The sequence below is a fragment of the Dyella koreensis genome (assembly GCF_044904565.1).
GTDB classification, from domain to species: domain Bacteria; phylum Pseudomonadota; class Gammaproteobacteria; order Xanthomonadales; family Rhodanobacteraceae; genus Dyella_D; species Dyella_D koreensis.
In genome coordinates, this window is sequence record NZ_JADIKD010000007.1 from 399,036 (window position 1) to 419,256 (window position 20,221).

Here is a 20,221-nt window from a genome sequence, read left to right on the forward strand (position 1 = left end):
CCATCAAGCTCAGGATCAAGGAGAACCCACATGGCCATTTCCATCGGCATCGCCAAGAAGGATCGCGAACAGATCGCCAAACAGCTCTCCAAGCTGCTGGCCGATACCTATTCCCTGTACCTGAAGACCCACAGCTTCCACTGGAACATCACCGGCCCGCAGTTCAACAGCCTGCACGCCATGTTCGAGACGCAGTACAACGAGCTGTGGCTGGCTGCCGACGAGGTGGCCGAGCGCATCCGCACCCTCGATGTGTTCGCACCCGGCTCCTACAGCCAGTTCGGCAAACTCACCACCATCAAAGAAGAAGTCGGCGTGCCGGACTGGAAAGACATGGTCGGCCAGCTGGTCGAGGGCCATGAAATCGCCGCCCACACCGCCCGCGAGACCATCAAGGTCGCCGACGGCGGTGGCGACGAAGGCACCGCGGACATGGTTACCGGTCGCCTCAAGGAGCACGAGAAGACCGCCTGGATGCTGCGCTCGCTGCTCAAGTGATCGTCCATCAGCGCCGGAAGCCGCTTCCGGCCTGACCTCGCGCTGACCACTACGGCCGGCTTTTGTTGAGCCGGCCGCCTAGGCTCGGTAAGCTCCCCGAGCTTTAGGGCCTCGTGTGAGAGGCAACCACGGGGATTGTTCTTGAGCGCTACCGCAGCAGCCACCCATAACAGCCGGCACCCGCTGCTTGCAGCCATCCTGCTCGCGCTGATCGTTGCCGCGATGAACATTGGGCTGTGGTGGTGGAGCAACCTCCCTCACGGCCCGGAAGACTGGAAAGGCCCGATCGGCGGCTTCGCGCTCTCCGCTTTCCAGCGCTACCAGAACCCGCTGAAGAACGATTTTCCCAGCGAGGACGAGATCGAGAGCGATCTCAAGCTGATCAGCCGCTACACCCCGCGCATCCGCACCTACTCCATGCTGCAGAACGCGCAGGTCTATCGCCTGGCGGAAAAGGACGACCTGGATGTGCTGGCCGGCGCCTGGATCGACCGGCGCCTGGACAATAACGAGCTGGAGCTGGAAGCGCTGATCGCCCAGGCGCGCCGCTACCCCAACTCGATCACCCGCGTGATCGTGGGCAACGAAGTGCTGTTCCGCAACGACCTCCCGCCGGAACAGCTGATGGCCTATGCCGATCGCGCCCGCGCGGCGCTGAAGCAGCCGGTGTCGATCGCCGAACCCTGGCACATCTGGGCCAAATACCCGGAACTGGCTGACCACGTCGATTTCATCACCGTCCACCTGTTCCCTTACTGGAACGGTGTTCCGGTCACCGGCCCCGGCAAGGGCATTGACGCGTTGCCTGCCATCGCCGACGCGCTGGGCAGCTACGAAACGCTACGCAAGATGTTCCCGAACAAGCCGATCGTTATCGGCGAAATCGGCTGGCCTTCGAACGGCGACCGCTTCCAGTACGCCGACCCGTCGGTGTCGAACGAGGCGATCTTCCTGCGCAACTGGTTCAACCTGGCCAAGCAGAAGCACATCGACTATTACGTGATGGAGGCCTTCGACCAGCCGTGGAAGGAGAAGCTTTCCGGCCGCACCGAAGCCTATTGGGGCATGTTCAATGCCGATCGCCAGCTGAAATTCCCGTTCACCGGCGCGGTGACCGAGGACACCGGCTGGCCGTGGAAGGCGCTGGCGGCCAGCCTGCTGGCGCTGCTGCCGATGATCTGGTTCGCGCGCCGCTATACGCGCTTCAAGCTGATGGGCCGGTTCTTCTTCGCCGCGCTGATCCAGCTGGCTTGCGGCCTGATCGTGTGGTCGGCCACCCTACCCTTCAATTTCTATCTGAGCTGGATCGACTGGACCATGCTGGTGCTGCTGTTCCCGGCCCAGATCGCGATCCTCGCCATCCTGCTGATCAACGGCTTCGAGTTCACCGAGGTGCTGTGGCGCCGCGGCTGGGTACGCCATGCCGGCATGCTGCGTCCCGACCCGCCGGCCAAGCAGCCGTTCGTGTCGATCCATCTGGCTTGCTACAACGAGCCGCCGGAAATGGTCATCGTCACACTCGACTCGCTCGCCGCGCTCGACTATGAAAACTACGAAATCCTGGTGATCGACAACAACACCAAGGACCCGGCGGTGTGGAAGCCGGTACAGGAGTACTGCGAGAAGCTGGGCAGCCGCTTCCGCTTCTTCCATCTGGAGCCGTGGCCCGGTTTCAAGGCTGGCGCGCTGAACTTCGGCTTGAAGGAAACCGACCCGAGCGCGGACGTGGTGGCGGTAATCGACGCCGACTACGAAGTGCGCGCCGACTGGCTGTCCACGCTGACCGGCCACTTCCACGATCCGAAGGTGGCCGTGGTGCAGTGCCCGCAGGCGCACCGCGAGTTCGAGCACAACCGCTTCCGCCGCATGACCGCGTGGGAATACGACGGCTTCTTCCGCATCGGCATGCACCATCGCAACGAGCGCAACGCCATCATCCAGCACGGCACCATGACCATGGTGCGACGCTCGGCGCTGGAAGGCACCGGCGGCTGGTCGGAATGGACCATCTGCGAAGACGCCGAGCTCGGCCTGCGCCTGATGCACGCCGGCTACGAACTGGTCTACGTCGACGAACTGATGGGCAAGGGTCTCACCCCGGCCGACTTCAAGGCGTACAAGAGCCAGCGTTACCGCTGGGCCTTCGGCGCCATGCAGATCCTCAAGGGCCGCTGGGACTGGATGACCAAGAAGGGTCCGCTCACGGCCGGCCAGCGCTTCCACTTCCTCACCGGCTGGTTCAGCTGGTTCGCCGATGCGCTGCATTTGATCTTCACCCTGATGGCGATCTTCTGGACCGCCGGCATGGTCGCAGCGCCGAACCTGTTCAACCTGCCGATGCAGCTGTTCCTGATTCCGGTGATCGGCTTCTTCTTCGCCAAGGCGATCTTCGGCATCGTGCTCTATCGCGCCCGCGTTCCCTGCAGCTGGTACGACACGCTGATGGCGTCGCTGGCCAGCATGGGCCTGTCGCACGCCATCGCGCGCGGCATCCTGCACGGCCTCACGCGCGAGAAGACTTCGTTCGTGGTCACCGCCAAGAGCCGGCGCCTCGGTGGCAGCAACTTCGCCGCGTTCGCACCGGTTCGCGAGGAGTTGCTGATGGCTTGCGCGTTGACGCTGTGCGTGATCGGCATGGCGATGAGCTTCGGCACGCAGTACATCGAAGGTAAGTTGTGGATGTTCATCTTGTCGGCACAGGCGATTCCCTATATGTCGGCGGTGGTGGGCGCGTGGATTGCGCACAAGGCCGGCGACAAGGCGGGCTAAGCACGCGTCATTCCGGCGCAGGCGGGAATCCAGAGTGTTGCCGCACGATTGTCGTGCGGCCTCCCACAAGCAAGTACTACAGTGGCTACTCGACAACCGGAATCCATGACTCTGGATTTCGGCCTGCGCCGGAATGACGAGCTAGTGGAGCTTCCGCTTCAGTCCGCACGCCTTTTAGGCACAGTCCGAGAACCACCTCTGTCCATTTGCGGTCCAGCTTTCACCCGTTAAGCTCGGTCCTGGGTGATGCGTTCGCCCGCCGCCTCATTGGATGGAACCTGTGCATGCGCCCTAAGGCAACGCTGACTACGTATCGCCATCGTCATGATGCCTGGAAGGCTCGCAGGCGTTGCCGCGTGGCGCAGGGAAGACTGGCTGTCTTGGCAAGCCGCGCGGCAACGCCTGCGAGCCTTCCAGGCATCACTCCATCCTTAAATTTTATACGTGGGGCCAGCCCTGTCGGTTCGCATGCCTTCGGCCAGCCGTCTCGACAGACCACCCGTCTGCCTTCGCCGACGGTCCTGCGGCCTGCGAACCGACAGGGCTGGTGACGATGGCGATACGTAGTCAGCGTTGCCTTCGTCGACGCCTGGGCCTGATCGCCCTGCCCTTGCTGCTGCTCAACACACTCGCGCATGCCGGTGTGCAGCTGGTGGTGGATGGCGTGGACGACACGCTCAAGGGGCCGGTGATCGCGGGCGTCGAGCTATCCCAATACGCCACGCGCGAAGCCAGCGAGGCACAGGTGCAGCGTCTGTATGAACGCGCACCGGATCAGGTCAAGGCGGTGCTGGCGCCCTACGGCTTCTACGACGCGAGTGTGACCGGACGCATCGAACAGGTCGGCACCGATTGGCGCGTCACGCTGCACATCACGCCCGGCGAACCGGTGGTGATCACCTCGGTCGATATATCGCTGGACAAGCAGGCCGCGGACATTCCCGGCATCCGTCGCGCCAAGCGCGCCATCGAACGGCTAAAGGACCAGCAGCTCAACGATGGCACCTACGACACCGCGCGCGATGCGCTGAGCTCCGCGCTCACCGCCAACGGCTTTCTCAACGCCCGCCTGGTCACCCGCCGCGTGGAAGTGAACCGTGGAGCGCACAGCGCCGCGATCAAGCTCGCGTGGGAAACAGGCAAGCGCTACCGCTATGGCCAGATCCATTTCGAGGGCTCGCAGTTCCGCGAGGGCTTTCTCGATCGCTACGTGCCCTTCAAATCCGGCGACTATTTTTCGCAGGACCAGTTGCTCCAGCTCCAGCAGTCGCTGAACGGCGCGGACTATTTCTCGGTGGTCAACGTGCTGCCCGATGTCGACGAAGCGAAGGACGGCGTGGTCGACGTGACCGTGCAGCTGGCGCCGGCCAAGCGCACCATCTACACCGGCGGCCCCTTTATCGGTACCGACACCGGCGTGGGCGTGCGCGCCGGCATGGAACGGCGCTGGATCAACCGGCGCGGCCACAAATGGAAGAATGAGATCGTGCTGGCACAGCGCCTGAAAACGCTGTCCACGCTGTATTCGATCCCGATGCCGGGCGACAACCAGCGCAGCTTCAACTTCGGCGCCAACTACCGCGACGCCGATACCACCACGTCGAAATCCCGCACGCTGGAATTGGTCGCCAATGAAACGCGACTGTGGCACGGCTGGACCCGCACCATCGGTCTGCACGCCCTGTCCGGCACGTTCACCGTCGGCAAGCAGAGCGGCGAGAAAGACAATGCCGAAGGCTTGGAGCATGGCCGCAGCACTCTGCTTTATCCAGAGGCGTCGCTGTCGCGCAAGAAGGCCGACAACCCTACCTTTGTGCGCAACGGCTGGTCGATCGACATCTATGCGCGCAGCACGGTAGGCACACTGCTTTCCGACGCCAGCTTCAGCCAGGTGGCGGCCGATGCGAAATGGATCCACGCCTTCACGCGTCGCGACCGCCTGATTCTGCGCGGTAGTGCCGGCTATACCTGGACCGACAATTTCGATGCGCTGCCACCGCAGCTGCGCTTCTTCGCCGGCGGCGATCGCTCGGTGCGCGGCTACGGTTTTCAGTCGATCGGTCCGAAGAACAGTTTCGGCCGCGTGATCGGCGGCAAGAGTCTGCTGGTCGCCAGCACCGAAGTGGAGCATTACTTCACCAAGAACTGGGGCATGGCCGCCTTCGTCGACGCGGGCAATGCCTTCAGCGGCGTGGATTACCGTCCGCGCGTCGGCGCCGGCCTCGGCCTACGCTGGCTGTCGCCAGTGGGCATGATCCGTGTGGACGTGGGCACGCCGATCCACGACAAGGACAAGCACGGCGTGGAACTGCATCTGGTGATCGGGCCGGATCTATGACCCAGGGAGCATCGGGAACCGTCATGTTGAAGTGGTTCAAGCGCATCGCCATCGTTCTCTGCGCCTTGCTTCTGCTCGTGGTGGCCGTGCTGTGGTGGCTGCTCGGCAGCGCCAGCGGCCTGCGCTTCGCGCTTGCCCGCGCCGAACAGGCCACGCACGGTGCGCTCAGTGTGCAACAGGCTCAGGGGCGTCTGATCGGCCCGCTGCAACTCACCGGCGTGCGTTACGCCGATGGCGAGGGCCTCGATGCGAAGATCGCCAGCGCGCGGCTCGATTTCCGCGTATGGCCGCTCCTGCGCAAGCGCGTGCACGTGCTGGACCTGCAGGTGGATGGCGTGGACGTCGCCCTGCCCAAGCCGAAAGAAGAACCCGCCGGCCAAAGCGGCTTCTCGCTCAAGCCTCCGCTGGATTTCGTGATCGACCAGGCGCACGTCGGCAGCGTGCGCATCGCCGAGGCGGGCCAGCCCTTATTCGCTTCGGACAGTCTCGATCTCGCCGGCCAGTGGACCAGTAAGGGCATCGAGTTGCGCAAGTTGATGCTGCGTGCGCCCGACGGCCATGCCGACCTCACCGGCACGCTCGCCGTCGAGGCGGGCGAACAAGGCGACGGCGCCGCCGGTTTCAGCTGGAAGGTCGCCGGAGTGGAATACGCCGGCAGCCTCGAAGCGCATGGCGATGGCAAGCACGTAAAGACCGAGCTCAAGCTCACCCAGCCGATGGCCACGCAGCTGACGCTCACCGTGGCACAAGGCGGCGACTACGCGTGGACCGCGAAACTCGATGCGCCGCGCTTCGATCCGAAGCCCCTGCTGGGCGACAGTTCCCTGCATGCGCTCGGCCTCGATCTGCAAGGCAGCGGTGACCGCCACGGCGGCACACTCAACGGACAGGTCGATCTCAACGACTATCAGCTCCTGCTCAAGCCGCTGCGCGCGCACTTCAGCGACGACTTCAAAACCCTCAACCTCGAACAGCTCAGCCTGGGCTCGCCGCAGATCAAGGGCACCGTCGAAGCCAGCGGCGTGGTGCAGCTCGGTGCGCAACCGGTCAGCGGCGATCTGCAGATCCAATGGAAGGATCTCGCCCTGCCCGCTTCGCTGGTCGGCCAGGACCTCGCCAGCCGCGGCAGCCTGAAAGCACGTGGCAGTGTCGAAGCCTTCCACGCTGAAGGCGACATCGATGTCGGCCCGCCCGGCAAACTCGCCAAGCTCGCGCTGAATCTCGACGGTACACAGCAGCTCATCACCCTGCACACGCTGGAACTCAAGCAGGCGCAGGGCGGCATGCAGGCCAAGGGCACGCTGACCCTGCAACCCGCGTTGGCCTGGCAACTCGATGCCACCGCCAACAAGCTCGATCCCGGCCAGCTGTTCGCTGGCTGGAATGGCGCGCTGGATTTCGACATCACCACCGCCGGCACCCTGCCCAAGGATCAACCGGACGCCACCGTCGAAATCCGCAAACTCGCCGGCCGTCTGCGCGATCGCCAGGTGCGTGGCGAAGGCAAATTGCACCTCACCCCGCAGCAAGTGATCGACGGCAGGCTCGATCTCGCCTCCGGCGGCAGCACGGTGCAGATCACAGCGAAGCCCGGCAACACCAACGACATCGACATCATGCTCGCCGTGGCCTCGCTCGGCGATTGGCTACCGGATGCGCAAGGCCGCCTCAACGGCGATTTCCGCCTGCGCGGCAAGCAGCCCAAGCTCGCGCTCACCGGCAACCTGCAAGGCCAGGGCGTCGTCTACGCCGGGCAGAAGATCGACAGCCTGCGCCTCGTCGCCGACGTGCCCGACCTCAGTAATCCCGGCGGCAAACTCGATCTGGAAACCGGCCACGCCAATCTCGGCGGCCTCACTTTCCAGCGCATCGACCTGCGCGGCGACGGCACCGCAGCTCGCCACAACTTGACCCTGCAAGCCAAGGGCACCGAGCTGTCCACCCAACTCGCACTCAACGGCGCACTGAAGGGTTCGGCCTGGAACGGCACGCTGTCCACACTGGACCTGGAGCCGCAAGGCCTGCCGCGCTGGCGGCTGCAGCAACCGGCGCAGCTCGGCTACAACGACGGCGCGATGAATCTCTCCGAGCTGTGCCTGACCGCTGGCGAGCCACAGCTATGCCTTGCCGCCAAACAGGACAAGGCTGGCAACCTCGATGCCAACTATCGCCTGCGCGATCTGCCGCTGGCGCTGCTGATGACGCTCGCCAGTTCTTCCGGGCTGCCGATGCGCGCCGAAGGCACGCTCGGCGGCAGCGGCCAGATCCGCCGCAACGCTGCCGGTGCGCTCAGCGGCACCGCGTCGATCACTTCCCCGCGCGGTACGGTGACCTATGTCGAACACCCCGACCGTCCGCTGCTGGCCTACAACGATCTCGCCCTGCAAGCCGAGCTGAGCCCCAGCAGCCAGCGCGCGACACTGCGCGCCAACCTCAATGACAACGGCCGTCTGGACGGCCAGATCGGCATCACCGGCGCGCAACAGGCGCTGGATGGCCAGCTTGAGCTTCGCCTCAACAACCTCGCCTTCATCGAGCTTTTCACCAACGAAATCGCCAATGTGAAAGGCGGCATCGACGGCCATTTCCGTTTCGGCAGCACGCTCAAGCAGCCATCGGTCGCCGGCCAGGCCAACGTCAACGGCTTCGCGGCCGAAGTGCCCGTCGCCGGCCTCAAGCTGACCCAGGGCAAGCTGGTGGTCAGCACCAGCAATGCGCAACAGTTCCTGATCAGCGGCAGCGTGCAATCCGGCAAGGGTACGCTGCAGATCGGCGGCTACGCCGGCATCGGCCAGGACGCGCGCAGCGAGCTGACGTTCAAGGGCAGCCAGTTCACCGCCGCGGATATTCCCGCCGCCAAGGTCATCATCTCCCCCGACCTGCAACTCACCCAGGACGACAAAGGCCTCAACGTCGGCGGCAGCGTGACGCTGGACAGCGCCGATGTAGATGTCTCCAAACTCCCCGGCGCCGGTGCCACCAAAGCCTCGTCCGATGTCGTTATCGTCGATCAGGAACAGGCACAGGAGCAGGCCAAGAGCCTGCCCATCACCGCACAAGTGAAAGTGGACCTCGGCCGTAAGACCCACTTGGTCGGCCTTGGCCTGGACGGCCGCCTGAGCGGCACCCTCACCGTCACCGAACGCCCCGGTCGTACCACCACCGGCCAGGGCCAGATCACCGTCGACGGCATCTATAAGGCCTATGGCCAGAGCCTGCAGATCGAACAAGGCCGCCTGCTGTTCGCCAGCACCCCCATCGACAACCCCGGCCTCGATATCCGCGCGGCGCGCAAACTCAACCCCAACGCCACCATCGATGAAGGCCAGAAAGTCGGCCTCTACGTCTCCGGCACCGCACAGCGCCCCGTACTCACCGTGTACTCCAACCCGGTGATGGAACAGTCCGATGCACTCTCCTACCTGATCACCGGCAAACCGCTATCGCAGGTAAAAGGCGGCGAAGGCAGCGCCGTCGGCGCCGCCGCACAGGCCCTGGGTTCCGCCGCCGGCGACTTCCTCGCCAAAAGCATCGGCTCCAAGATCGGCCTCGACGACGTCGGCGTATCCAGCAACGAAGCCCTCGGCGGCACCTCCGCCTTCACCGTCGGCAAATTCCTCTCGCCACGCCTCTACCTCAGCTACGGCGTCGGCCTGTTCGAACCAGGCCAAGTCATCACCCTGCGCTACCGCCTCAGCAACCGCTGGCACTTCGAAGCCCAAAACGCCACCGACTTCAGCCGCGCCAGCCTCAACTACCGCATCGAGAAATAAGCGGCGTGGCTTTGGGTGCGGCGTACAGCGGGATATTTCGCACTCGCCAAGCACAATCGAAATGCTGACGTAGCAACGCGATCCCGAGCACCCACTCCTCACCCCAACCCTCTCCCCGGAGGGGAGAGGGAGCTGTTGTTCTAAATGCTCTGAAAGGCGATGCGAAGCGAGCCCGTCACCGGGTCCCCTGTGGAGCGGTGAGGGTTGGACGATCAGGCCCCGAAGGGGGCGCAGGCAGGACGCCTGCGCCTTTTCGACACGACATGGATGTCCTGTCGAAAAGCCCGGCCAACCCTCACGAACCCGTAGGCGTAGCCGGAGGGCGCGCAAGAGGGGTGCCTTTTCTTTTGGTTACTTTTCTTTACTCCGGGCATCCATGCCCTCCGCCCTTCGGGCCAGCTGCGCTGTTCGCACCCGCTCCTGCGGGTGCGTGGGCAAGCAAAGAAAAGTAACTCGGACCGCGGCAGCGGTTCGAAAGCCCGCCGCAGGCGAACCCGGTCGCGACAACTCGAACATCGAAGCGCTTCACCACTGGATCCCTGCCTACGCAGGGATGACGAGTAGGTGGGAATGGCACAAGGACCGTGCCCTCGCCCTAGCTCTCTCCCAGCGGAAGAGGGAGCAAAACACTCACCTCACCAACGCACCACACACCCGCAGCCTTCCACGCAATCAGGAAGCAGACGCCGCAACCTCACCCTCCGCCTCCGAACCACGCGTCCGCAACAACACCGCCCCAAGCACCGCACCCAGCCCCGCAAAACACGCCCCCACCAAAAACGCCACCCGATAACCAGCAAGCAACGCCACATTCAACTCATGGCCCGCAGACAACATCCCCTCAGTCCGCGACGCCGCCAGACTCGCAAGAATCGCCAGCCCCAACGCACCACCCATCATGAAAGCCGTATTGACCAGCCCCGAAGCCAGCCCCGATTCCGACGGCCCGACATCACTCATCGCCGCCAGCAACACCGGATTCAACGCCGCACCCGCACCAAGACCAAGCAGGATCATGCCGGGCATGATGTCGACCACGAAATGGCCATCCAGCGGCGCACGCGCAAACAACAACAGCCCCAGCGCCGCCAGCAGCAAACCCACCGCCATCGGACGGCGGATGCCAAAACGCATCACCATCTTGGCCGAGATGCCCAGCGAGAACACCGCCATGATCAGGTTGGCCGGAAGAAACGCCAGCCCCACTTCCAGCGGCCCATAGCCAAGCACCAACTGCATATACAGCGCGGAAAGAAAGAACCACGCGAACATCGCCGCCGCCCACAACACACCGACCATGTTGGACACCGCCACATTGCGCAGCCGGAACATGCGCAGCGGCATCAGCGGTTTGCGCACGCGCGACTCGATCAGCAAGAACAGGCCGAGCAACGCGACGGCCACAGCGAGTTCGCCGAGCGTACGCGCCGAGGTCCAACCCCATTCATTACCGTTGACGATGGCATACACCGCCAGCATCAGCGCCGCCGTCACCGTGATCGCTCCGGCCACATCCAGATGCCTCGTGGCTCCGGACTCCGACGACGCCGGCAACAGGCGCGGCGCAAACACGATCACCGCGATGCCGATCGGGAGATTAACCAGAAACACCCAATGCCAGGTCAGGCTGCTGGTAAGCACGCCACCCAACATCGCACCGAGACTGCCGCCACCCGCGCAGACAAAACCGTAGATGCCCATCGCCTTGGCACGGTCCGCCGCCTCGGTGAACAGATCCATGATCAGCGACAGCGCCACCGCCGTCGTCACCGCACCGCCCAACCCCTGCACCGCGCGCGCGGCGATCAGAGATCCCTGCGTCTGCGACAACCCGCACGCCAGCGACGCCAGCGTAAACAGCGCAATACCGAGCAGAAAGAAACGGCGGTGCCCGTACAGATCACCTAGCCGTCCACCCAGCAGCAGAAAGCCTCCGTAGGTCAGCATGTAGGCATTCACCACCCACGCCAGCGCCGTGTCGGAAAACTTCAGATCGGTTTTGATCGAAGGCAGCGCGACGTTCACGATGGTCGTGTCCAGCACGATCATCAGCACGCCCATGCATAACACCAGCAACGCTACCCAGCGGCGATCGCGATGGGGTTCGCTGGCGGTGGTGGGAACTTGGATGGATTCGTTCGTCATGGATCGCTCTCTAGTGATGTAAGTCCATTTTTGTAGGAGCCCACCCTGTGGGCGAAACGGCCCGTAAGGGCTGTACACCACAACGCTTCGGGCAAACATCGGCCCTGCTTCGCAGGGCTTTCGCCCACAGGGTGGGCTCCTACACCTCTGCGTCGAACCACCCGGTCCGGAATCGACATCAACGCGAAGATAGCCCTGTTCGCCATGCCCGCCATGCTGCGTTGCGGTTTGACAGCACAAATTTAGAACGATTTAAATCGGGCTCTTACGCATCCGCCGCCTCCTGGCGGGCGCGCTCAATCAAGGGGAGTGGCGAATGCATGACCGGCTTCGATCCATCACGGCGCAGAGCAAGCGCCATCCGCTCTGGACCCTGCTGCTCATCCTGCCAGGCGTACTGGCCGCCCAGGACAACGCATTCTTCCGCTCCTTCGAACCGGGGGAACCCGCACCGCTGGCCTCAAGCCGCGGTTCGCTGACCGTGCAGGTCGGCGGCGGCCCCAGTGAAGCCGCCTCACTCACCGCCAAACCCGGCGTCGGCTTCAGTGGCCTGCATGCGCTGCACTACCGCGGCAACGCCGGCAAGCCGCAGGAAGCTGGGGTCTTCGACGTATCCATTCCGGTCACCGAACGCACCCAGCTCTCCTACGTGCTGTTCCCCTGCGCCAACGCGGGCGACCTGCGCAATCCAGCCACCTATGCCGCCATCGATCTGGTCTTCGACGATGGCAGCCGGTTGTCCGCACTGCAGGCGGCGGATCAACATCACGTCGCCGCCAGTGCACGCGCGCTGGGCGAAAGCCGCACGCTGTATCCCGATCAATGGAACTACCTCTCCGTCGATCTCGGACACGTCGCGGCGGGCCGCACCATCAAGCGCATGCTGCTCGTGCAGGATGGTCCAGCCGCCGCCGTGGAAGGCTATCTGGACGATCTGCGCATCGGCGACGCCATGGCCGAGCCGGAACACGGGCGCCCCAGCGGCTATGTCGACACCCGGCGCGGCACCAACTCCAACGCCAATTTCTCGCGCGGCAACAACTTCCCTGCCGTCGCGCTGCCTCACGGTTTCAACTTCTGGACGCCGGTGACGGACGCCGGCTCCGACTGGATGTATCAGTACCAGCAGCGCAACGGCGCCGATAACCGGCCGCGCATCGAAGCGTTCTCGCTCTCGCACGAGCCCAGCCCGTGGATGGGCGACCGCCAGACGTTCCAGCTCATGCCGGCCAGCATCGCCAGCGGCGCACCCAGCGCGAACCGGGCAAAGCGCGCGCTGAGCTTCAGCCACGCCAACGAAACCGCCCGTGCGGACTACTACAAAGTGCGTTTGGACAACGGCATCGTCGGCGAGATGGTGCCAACCGATCACGCCGCGATGCTCCGCTTCACGTTTCCCGACGCGCGCTCGCAACTGGTGTTCGACAACCGCAACGATCAGGGCGGCATCACGCTCGATCCGGCGGGGCGCAGCTTCAGCGGTTACTCCGACGTCAAAAGCCGCCTATCGACGGGCGCCACGCGCCTGTTCTTCTACGCCACGCTGGATCAGCCCGTCAGCGAGAGCGGCCGCCTGAGCGGTGAAGGACGCGACCATGTCGCCGCGTGGCTCGGTTTCGATACGTCGAAGAACAAGACCGTCACGCTGCGCATCGCCACCTCGCTGATCAGCGTCGAGCAGGCACAGCGCAACCTGGCGATGGAGATCGCACCCGGCGACAGCTTCGACGACGTGCGCGAGCGTGCGCAGAAGCGCTGGGACGAGCAGCTGAGCATCGTCAGTGTGCAAGGCGCCAACCCCGGCAAGCTGACCACGCTGTACTCCAATCTCTATCGCCTGTTCCTGTACCCGAACTCGGCGTACGAGAACACGGGCACCAAAGAGCGCCCCACCTACCGCTACGCCAGCCCGTTCTCCGCGCCGACCGGCACCGACACGCCCACGCATACCGGCGCGCGCATCGTGGACGGCAAGGTCTACGTCAACAACGGCTTCTGGGATACCTACCGCACCGCCTGGCCCGCCTACAGCCTGCTGGTGCCGAAGCAGGCCGGCGAGATGATCGATGGCTTCGTGCAGGAATACCGCGACGGCGGCTGGATCGCACGCTGGTCCTCGCCGGGCTATGCGGACCTGATGGTCGGCACCAGCGCCGACGTCGCCTTCGCCGATGCCTGGCTCAAAGGCGTCCACAACTTCGACGTGAAGAGCTTCTATCAGGCAGCACTCAAAGACGCCTCGGTGGCAAGCCCCATCGCCGGCGCCGGCCGCAAGGGCCTGCAGCGCTCCGTGTTCAACGGCTACGTCGATACTGCCGTGAGCGAGGGCCTGTCCTGGTCGATGGACGGCTATATCAATGACTTCGCCATCGGCAATCTGGCAGCAGCTCTGGCCAGGCAGAACGACGCCAGCGATCCGTATCGCACGCATTACATCGACGATGCCGCCTACTACCACGCCCGTGCGCAGGGCTACGCCAACTTGTTCGATCGCGACGTCGGGTTCTTCGTCGGTCGCGATGCGCAAGGACACTGGCGCTATACCAAGGAAAACTTCGATCCGCTGCGCTGGGGCGACGACTACACCGAAACCAATGCGTGGAACATGGCTTTCCACGCACCGCACGACGGCGCCGGCCTCGCTGCACTGTATGGCGGTCGCGATGCACTGGCCGCGAAGCTGGACCAGTTCTTCGCCACGCCCGGCGAGTTCCACGTCGGCAGCTACGGCGAGCCCATCCACGAAATGCTGGAAGCGCGCGATGTGCGCATGGGCCAGTACGGTCACAGCAACCAGCCCTCGCACCACATCCTGTACATGTACGCCTACGCCGGCCAGCCCTGGAAAACCCAGGACAAAGTGCGCGATGTGCTCTCACGCCTGTATATCGGCAGCGAAATCGGCCAGGGCTACCCCGGCGACGAAGACAATGGCGAGATGTCCGCCTGGTACCTGTTCAGCGCTGCCGGCTTCTACCCGCTGCGCATGGGCACGCCGGAGTACGTCATCGGCGCACCCTATTACCCGCACATGGATATCCGTCTCGACGACGGCAAACACATCGTGGTCAACGCGCCCAACGTCAGCGACCGCAACCGCTACGTGCAAAGCCTTCGCGTCAACGGCAAGCCGTGGAACCGGCTGACCCTACCGCACGCGTTGCTCGCACAGGGCGCCACGCTGGACTTCGACATGGGGCCGCAGCCATCCACCTGGGCCAGCGATGCCGCCGCCCTGCCCGACTCACTGACCAAGCAGGGTACCCCACAGCCACCGCGCGACCTCACTGACGGCGGACAAGGCGAGCTGCGCAGCGAGCCCGCCATCGCGCATCTGGCCGCGCTGTTCGACAACGATGCAAGCACCGAAGCAAACCTCCCCGATACCGGCGCGACCGTGATCTGGCGTGCCTCGGGCGCACAACGCGTCGCCATGTACACCCTCACCTCAGCCGCCACCCAGCCCGCCCCCGAGAACTGGACGCTAGAAGCTTCAAGCGACGGCAAGCGCTGGGTAACGCTCGATACGCGCCATGGCGAGCGCTTCCCGTGGCCGCGACAGACGCGCGTATTCAGCGTGGCAAAGCCGGGCGATTACAACTATTACCGCCTGCGCTTCGGCAAGGGCGAGAAGCCGGGCATGGCGCTCGCGGAAATCGAACTTATCGGCGGGCATTGACCGCCACATGTCTTGAGCGATCCGGCAGCGGGCGGATCGCTCAGGCATGACGCTTCAGAAGCCGCACACCCGGCGCTTCCGGACCATCCATGGATCAGTGCTTGGGCACCAGCTCGCCTGTCACCTTGCCAGCGCTATCGAGCATCTGCAGCGAAGGCGTGCCGTCCGGAGCAACCTTCATCACGATGCGCTGATGACCCTGCGTGTCATTGAGCGCAAGCAGTACACCGTTATCAGCACCGCGCCCGAGCACCACACGCGTGGTCGGGCCACCGTGCTGGTCGAAGAAGGCCTTCATCCTCGCCTTCTGCTGATCCTTCGGAAGATCCTTGATCGCAGTCATCAACTGGATTTCCTCAAGGATCGAGTAGTCCGGATAATCATTGAACTGCAGCTTGGTGTAGCGGGTACCACCTTCCTGATGCGAGTCCAGCGCCATTGTCTGGTCCTGCTCGTACGCATCGAAGGAAAGATGCCCGTGGGATTGCTTCGTTCCGTCCTTGTCTTTCTCGCCACCGAAAATCAGGCCGCCGTTCTCGGTGCCTTCGTCGTTGTAGAAGATCATGCCGGCGGCTTTACGATCCGGGTGCGGATACTCCTTGCCCTTGATGATGATGCCCGCCGTCTTGTCGGCGTTGGAAATCACCAGCCGCAGCGTGCCATCCGGCTCGCGCACATTGATGCGCTGCACGTCCAATTGCTCGAGCGTCATCGTCCGAGGCGCCTGCACAAAGCCGCTCAGCACCGTCACGGCAAAGACAGCGGTCAACACACCCGCATAGATCATCAGGAAACGCTGGCCCACAGGTGTCATCGGTCTTCTCCCAGACTATTCGAGTTGAAGCGACCTATTTCGGAACATCCGCTTCGGGTCGGAAGCGGACATCCCCGATGTGACGCGACTAGACGCGAAACGCTTTCTCGTTGAAAAAATGCTCAGCCATGCGGCGGGATGGCGCTGAGGTCCATCCACATCACTTCCCAGATATGACCATCCGGGTCCTCGAAGCTGCGGCCATACATGAAGCCGTAGTCCTGCACGGGCGTAGGGTCCGCCTTACCGCCTGCACCGCTCGCCTTATCCACCAGACCGGACACCTCTTCGCGGCTATCCGCTGACAGACAGAGCAGCACCTGCGCGTCCGCATGTGCGTCGACGATCGGCTTGCTCGTGAACTGGCGCCACTTGTCGTGCGTGAGAAGCATCGTGTAGATCGCATCGGAGATCACCATGCATGCCGCGGTGTCGTCACTGAATGCGGGATTGTTGACCGCGCCAACGGCTTCGTAGAACGCCTTTGATCGCTTCAGGTCTGTCACGGGCAGGTTAACGAAGATTTTCTTGCTCATTAGTTTTCACCTTTACCTTTGGATATAAGCCGCGGAGGGATTACCGCGGCACCTTACCGACGAGTGGAAATGGGGGAAATCGACAAGGGTTGAAAAATGACTTATCCCGCGTGAAGCCGGCAACGCAAAGAACCAGCGACTACGCCCTCGGCGAATGCATGCTTCCCAGATAGCCTCTCATCCACCAACCTCCCGCAACCGCTCCAACTCCTCCCGCAACCAATCCCCCGACAGCTGCTCTTTTCCATCGCAGCTGACCTTGTACGGCTTCCCGCTCATGCTGCTCTCGCTACCCGCGCGCTCGATGAACTCCTCGGCGGAATTCACCCGATCCTTGCGCAACAGGTAGTCGAGCTTCTGCTGCATATGCGCCTGTGCTTCGGTGGCGCTGTAGCTGCTGCCGTTGCGGATGAAGGTGCAGTGGCTGGCGCCTACGAAGGCGAGCAGCGCCCTCACTTCCTGTTGCCCCTTCGCATCGAGCGCTGCTTGCGCGGCTGATACAGGCAAGGCCGTCATCAGCACAAACATCAGGTATCGGCCCAAGCCCATCGGATGCCCCTGCAAGGTCGCATGAATTCACGAAGGCGCATGCTAGCCCATTGGTCATACCCCCAAACCGTGAGGGCCGGGGCTATCGTTGGCGTCCTCACTCATGACTGGGAACGTCGCCATGCAGCACATCCGTTGGATCTTCACTGCCGCTGTTCTCGGCGGCGCCTCGACCCTGGCCGCAGCGCCCGCCGCATCGCAACAAAAGCCGGCTGCGGCCCATGCCGGGCCGGAAGCCCGCAGCGCATCGGGCATCGATCTTGCCGGCGTCGATCACGCGGTCAAGCCCGGAGATGATTTCAACGGTTATGCCAACGGCGCCTGGGCCAAGACCGCCGAGATTCCAGCTGACCGTTCCAGCACCGGCATCTTCCTCAAAGTGTTCGAACTCGCCGAGAAGCGCAATGCCGAACTCATCCGCGATGCCGGCAAGAGCAACCCGGCCGCTGGTACCGATGCACGCAAGATTGCCGACTACTACGCCGCTTTCATGGATGAGGCCGCTATCGAAAAACAAGGCTTGAATCCACTCAAGCCCGCCCTGGCGAAAATCGACGCCATCAAGACCACGGGCGACCTGTCCACCGAGCTGGGCAATGGCCTGCGCGCTGACGTGGATCCGGTCAACGCCACCAACTGGTGGACCCAGAACCTGTTCGGCTTGTTCGTTGCGCAGGGCCTCGAGGACCCGTCCCACAATGTGCCGTACCTGTTGCAGGGTGGCCTGGGGCTGCCCAACCGCGACTACTACCTGTCGGACGACAAGAGCATGGCTGCCGTCCGCGACAAGTATCAGACCTACATTGCGGCGCTGCTCAAGCAGGCCGGCACGCCGGACGCGGAGAACAAGGCCAAGGCCATCTTTGCGCTGGAAACCAAGATCGCCAAGGCACAGTCGAGCATTGTCGACAGCGAAGACGTGCACAAGGCGAACAACCCCTGGAACCTTGCCGATTTCAGTAAGAAGGCGCCGGGTATCGACTGGAACGCCTACTTCGGCGCTGCCGGACTGGCCAAGCAGAAACAGGTCATCGTGTGGCAACCAGACGCCATCCGCGGGCTGTCCGCCCTGGTAGCCAGCGAGCCACTGCCGGCATGGAAGGATTATCTGCGCTTCCATGAACTCAACCGCAGCGCCAACCTGCTGCCCAAGGCCTACGCCGACATGGCGTTCGACTTCTACGGCCGCACGCTCAACGGCACGCCCAAACAGCGCGACCGCTGGAAGCGCGCGATCGGCGCCACCAACGGCGCCCTCGGCGATGCAGTGGGCCAGATCTACGTGAAGCGCTATTTCCCGGCGTCGTCCAAGCAGCAAGTGCAGCAGATGGTCAGCAACATCATGGCCGCCTTCAACGACCGTGTGGACACCATCGACTGGATGACACCGGCCACCCGGCAGAAGGCCAAAGCCAAGATCACCACGTTGAAAGTCGGCGTGGGCTACCCGGAGACCTGGCGCAACTACGCCTCGCTGGACATCCGGCCGGACGATGCGCTGGGCAACCGCCTGCGTGCCGACGCTTTTGAATACCAGCATCAACTGGCCAAACTCGATCAGCCGGTGGATCGTGGCGAGTGGTGGATGACCCCGCAAACGGTCAACGCGGTCAACCTGCCCTTGCAGAACGCCCTTAATTTTCCGGCGGCGATCCTGGAAGCGCCCTTCTTCGACCCCAAGGCCGATGCCGCCGCCAACTACGGTTCGATCGGCTCGGTGATCGGTCACGAAATCAGCCACAGTTTCGACAACACCGGCGCCGAATTCGACGCACAGGGCCGCCTCTCCAATTGGTGGACTCCCGAGGATCAGGCGCATTTCAAGGCCGCTGGCCAACGGCTGGTCGAGCAGTACAACGCTTATGAGGTACTGCCTGGACTGCACATCAACGGCCAGCAGACCCTGGGTGAAAACATCGCCGATGTCTCCGGCCTGGCGATTGCCTATGCGGCGTACCAGAAGTCGCTCGGCGGCAAGCCGGCGCCGGTCATCGACGGCCTGACCGGCGACCAGCGTTTCTTCCTCGCTTTTGCGCAATCGTGGCGCGAAAAGACCCGCGAGAAGGCGCTGCGGCAACAGGTCGTGACCGACGGTCATTCGCCGGGCACCTTCCGCGCGCAGACCGTGCGCAACATCGACGCCTGGTACGGCGCGTTCAAGTCGGTAACCGGCGAAAAGCTTTACCTGGCCCCGAAGGATCGCGTGAAGATCTGGTAAGCCAAGGTCTCTGGTTCAACCGGGCCGCACTCTTCGGAGTGCGGCCCTTTTTGTGCCGGCGAAAGACACGCAAACTCTTCACGGAGACCGCGCGACACTGATTACGCAGCGAGGAGACGGAAGCCGTGCGACCTTGCGCTGCAAGGAGTCCATCATGTTCAAGCACATTCTCATTCCCACGGACGGCTCCGATCCCGCCATGCGCGCTGTCACTACCGGGATCCAGCTGGCCGCCCAACTCGGTTCACGTGTCCGGGCGCTTCACGTACTCACACCGTTGCCGGCGGTGAACTTCTTTGCCGATGTGCTGCAGGGCGATGTCTATCGCAAGCATGCGCGCGAGCGCGCCGAGGCAAACCTTGCCAAGGTGAGCGAGATGGCGCGGGCGGCTAACGTGCCTTGCGAGGTGGAGTATTTGTTCGACAACCGGCCTTATGCGGTGATTGCTGGTGTGGCGACTAAGTATGGTTGTGATTTGATCGTGATGGATGCGCATGAGTGCAACAACTTGGAACGCTTGCTGCTCAGTAATACGACGCATAAGGTGATTTTGAGTTGTGATGTGCCGGTGTTGGTTTGCCACTGAGCGCGCATTTATCTCTCTCCCTTTTGGGGAGAGGGTTGGGTTCTCGTGAGACCCTGCCTATTTCGTCATTCCGGCGCAGGCCGGAATCCAGTGGCGTTGTCGTTCGGTTTTAGCGTCTGCGTGTTCTGGTCCGCCTGCGGCGGGCTTCCGTCTCGCTGCCGCGAGCCGGGTCACTTTTCTTTGCTTGCCTGTATGGACCGGACACATGGGTAACAAACGTGCCAGGACATAGGTAACAGTTTAGTCGGCCTCGCGCAGGTCGATACTGGCAAGGCAGTGGTGGGCGAAGAAGAGGTCGTAGATGCCGTCTTGGTCA

At 63.4% G+C, this 20,221-nt stretch carries 11 protein-coding genes; 7 read left to right on the plus strand and 4 right to left on the minus strand.

From position 1 onward, the window contains the following. Positions 1 to 30: 30 nt before the first annotated feature. From ISS97_RS05670 to ISS97_RS05685, 4 genes are all read left to right on the plus strand, one after another. Positions 31 to 498, plus strand: coding sequence for a Dps family protein (locus ISS97_RS05670; protein ID WP_379986147.1), 468 nt, complete (start codon positions 31 to 33; stop codon positions 496 to 498). Positions 499 to 639: 141 nt separating this feature from the next. Further along, positions 640 to 3,267, plus strand: coding sequence for a glycosyltransferase family 2 protein (locus tag ISS97_RS05675; protein ID WP_379986148.1), 2,628 nt, complete (start codon positions 640 to 642; stop codon positions 3,265 to 3,267). 553 nt (positions 3,268 to 3,820) lie between these two features. Then, a complete protein-coding gene (locus ISS97_RS05680) occupies positions 3,821 to 5,605 on the plus strand; it encodes an autotransporter assembly complex protein TamA (protein ID WP_379986149.1) in 1,785 nt (594 codons plus the stop codon). Between the two features lie 23 nt (positions 5,606 to 5,628). Further along, on the plus strand, positions 5,629 to 9,378 hold the full coding sequence (locus ISS97_RS05685; protein WP_449757859.1) for a translocation/assembly module TamB domain-containing protein: 3,750 nt from the start codon (positions 5,629 to 5,631) through the stop codon (positions 9,376 to 9,378). A 672-nt stretch (positions 9,379 to 10,050) separates the two neighbouring features. Here ISS97_RS05685 and ISS97_RS05690 read toward each other — a convergent pair. Further along, the gene (locus ISS97_RS05690; protein ID WP_379986151.1) at positions 10,051 to 11,523 is read right to left on the minus strand and encodes a DHA2 family efflux MFS transporter permease subunit; all 1,473 of its coding nucleotides are present in this window, start codon (positions 11,521 to 11,523) and stop codon (positions 10,051 to 10,053) included. Between the two features lie 316 nt (positions 11,524 to 11,839). Here ISS97_RS05690 and ISS97_RS05695 point away from each other — a divergent pair, with 316 nt between their 5' ends. Continuing rightward, positions 11,840 to 15,202, plus strand: coding sequence for a GH92 family glycosyl hydrolase (locus ISS97_RS05695; RefSeq protein ID WP_379986152.1), 3,363 nt, complete (start codon positions 11,840 to 11,842; stop codon positions 15,200 to 15,202). Positions 15,203 to 15,296: 94 nt separating this feature from the next. Here ISS97_RS05695 and ISS97_RS05700 read toward each other — a convergent pair whose 3' ends face one another. The 3 genes from ISS97_RS05700 to ISS97_RS05710 form a co-directional block, all read right to left on the minus strand. Continuing rightward, positions 15,297 to 16,016, minus strand: coding sequence for a hypothetical protein (locus ISS97_RS05700; RefSeq protein WP_379986153.1), 720 nt, complete (start codon positions 16,014 to 16,016; stop codon positions 15,297 to 15,299). A 122-nt stretch (positions 16,017 to 16,138) separates the two neighbouring features. Then, positions 16,139 to 16,552, minus strand: a complete 414-nt coding sequence (locus tag ISS97_RS05705) for a VOC family protein (protein WP_379986154.1) — start codon at positions 16,550 to 16,552, stop codon at positions 16,139 to 16,141. Positions 16,553 to 16,729: 177 nt separating this feature from the next. Continuing rightward, complete coding sequence (locus ISS97_RS05710; RefSeq protein WP_379986155.1) at positions 16,730 to 17,101, minus strand: DUF5329 family protein; 372 nt, start codon at positions 17,099 to 17,101, stop codon at positions 16,730 to 16,732. A gap of 121 nt (positions 17,102 to 17,222) precedes the next feature. Here ISS97_RS05710 and ISS97_RS05715 point away from each other — a divergent pair, with 121 nt between their 5' ends. Beyond that, entirely contained in the window at positions 17,223 to 19,319 is a 2,097-nt protein-coding gene (locus tag ISS97_RS05715) for a M13 family metallopeptidase (protein WP_379986157.1), read from the plus strand. 154 nt (positions 19,320 to 19,473) lie between these two features. Next, the gene (locus ISS97_RS05720; protein WP_379986159.1) at positions 19,474 to 19,905 is read left to right on the plus strand and encodes a universal stress protein; all 432 of its coding nucleotides are present in this window, start codon (positions 19,474 to 19,476) and stop codon (positions 19,903 to 19,905) included. Positions 19,906 to 20,221: the final 316 nt, after the last annotated feature.

Bases quoted from the DNA above. Each gene is read 5' to 3' on its own strand.
- ISS97_RS05720 (WP_379986159.1), top strand. From the start codon at position 19,474: ATGTTCAAGCACATTCTCATTCCCACGGACGGCTCCGATCCCGCCATG.
- ISS97_RS05710 (WP_379986155.1), bottom strand. From the start codon at position 17,101: ATGGGCTTGGGCCGATACCTGATGTTTGTGCTGATGACGGCCTTGCCT.
- ISS97_RS05690 (WP_379986151.1), bottom strand. From the start codon at position 11,523: ATGACGAACGAATCCATCCAAGTTCCCACCACCGCCAGCGAACCCCAT.
- ISS97_RS05695 (WP_379986152.1), top strand. From the start codon at position 11,840: ATGCATGACCGGCTTCGATCCATCACGGCGCAGAGCAAGCGCCATCCG.
- ISS97_RS05680 (WP_379986149.1), top strand. From the start codon at position 3,821: ATGGCGATACGTAGTCAGCGTTGCCTTCGTCGACGCCTGGGCCTGATC.
- ISS97_RS05685 (WP_449757859.1), top strand. From the start codon at position 5,629: ATGTTGAAGTGGTTCAAGCGCATCGCCATCGTTCTCTGCGCCTTGCTT.
- ISS97_RS05670 (WP_379986147.1), top strand. From the start codon at position 31: ATGGCCATTTCCATCGGCATCGCCAAGAAGGATCGCGAACAGATCGCC.
- ISS97_RS05715 (WP_379986157.1), top strand. From the start codon at position 17,223: ATGCAGCACATCCGTTGGATCTTCACTGCCGCTGTTCTCGGCGGCGCC.
- ISS97_RS05700 (WP_379986153.1), bottom strand. From the start codon at position 16,016: ATGACACCTGTGGGCCAGCGTTTCCTGATGATCTATGCGGGTGTGTTG.
- ISS97_RS05705 (WP_379986154.1), bottom strand. From the start codon at position 16,552: ATGAGCAAGAAAATCTTCGTTAACCTGCCCGTGACAGACCTGAAGCGA.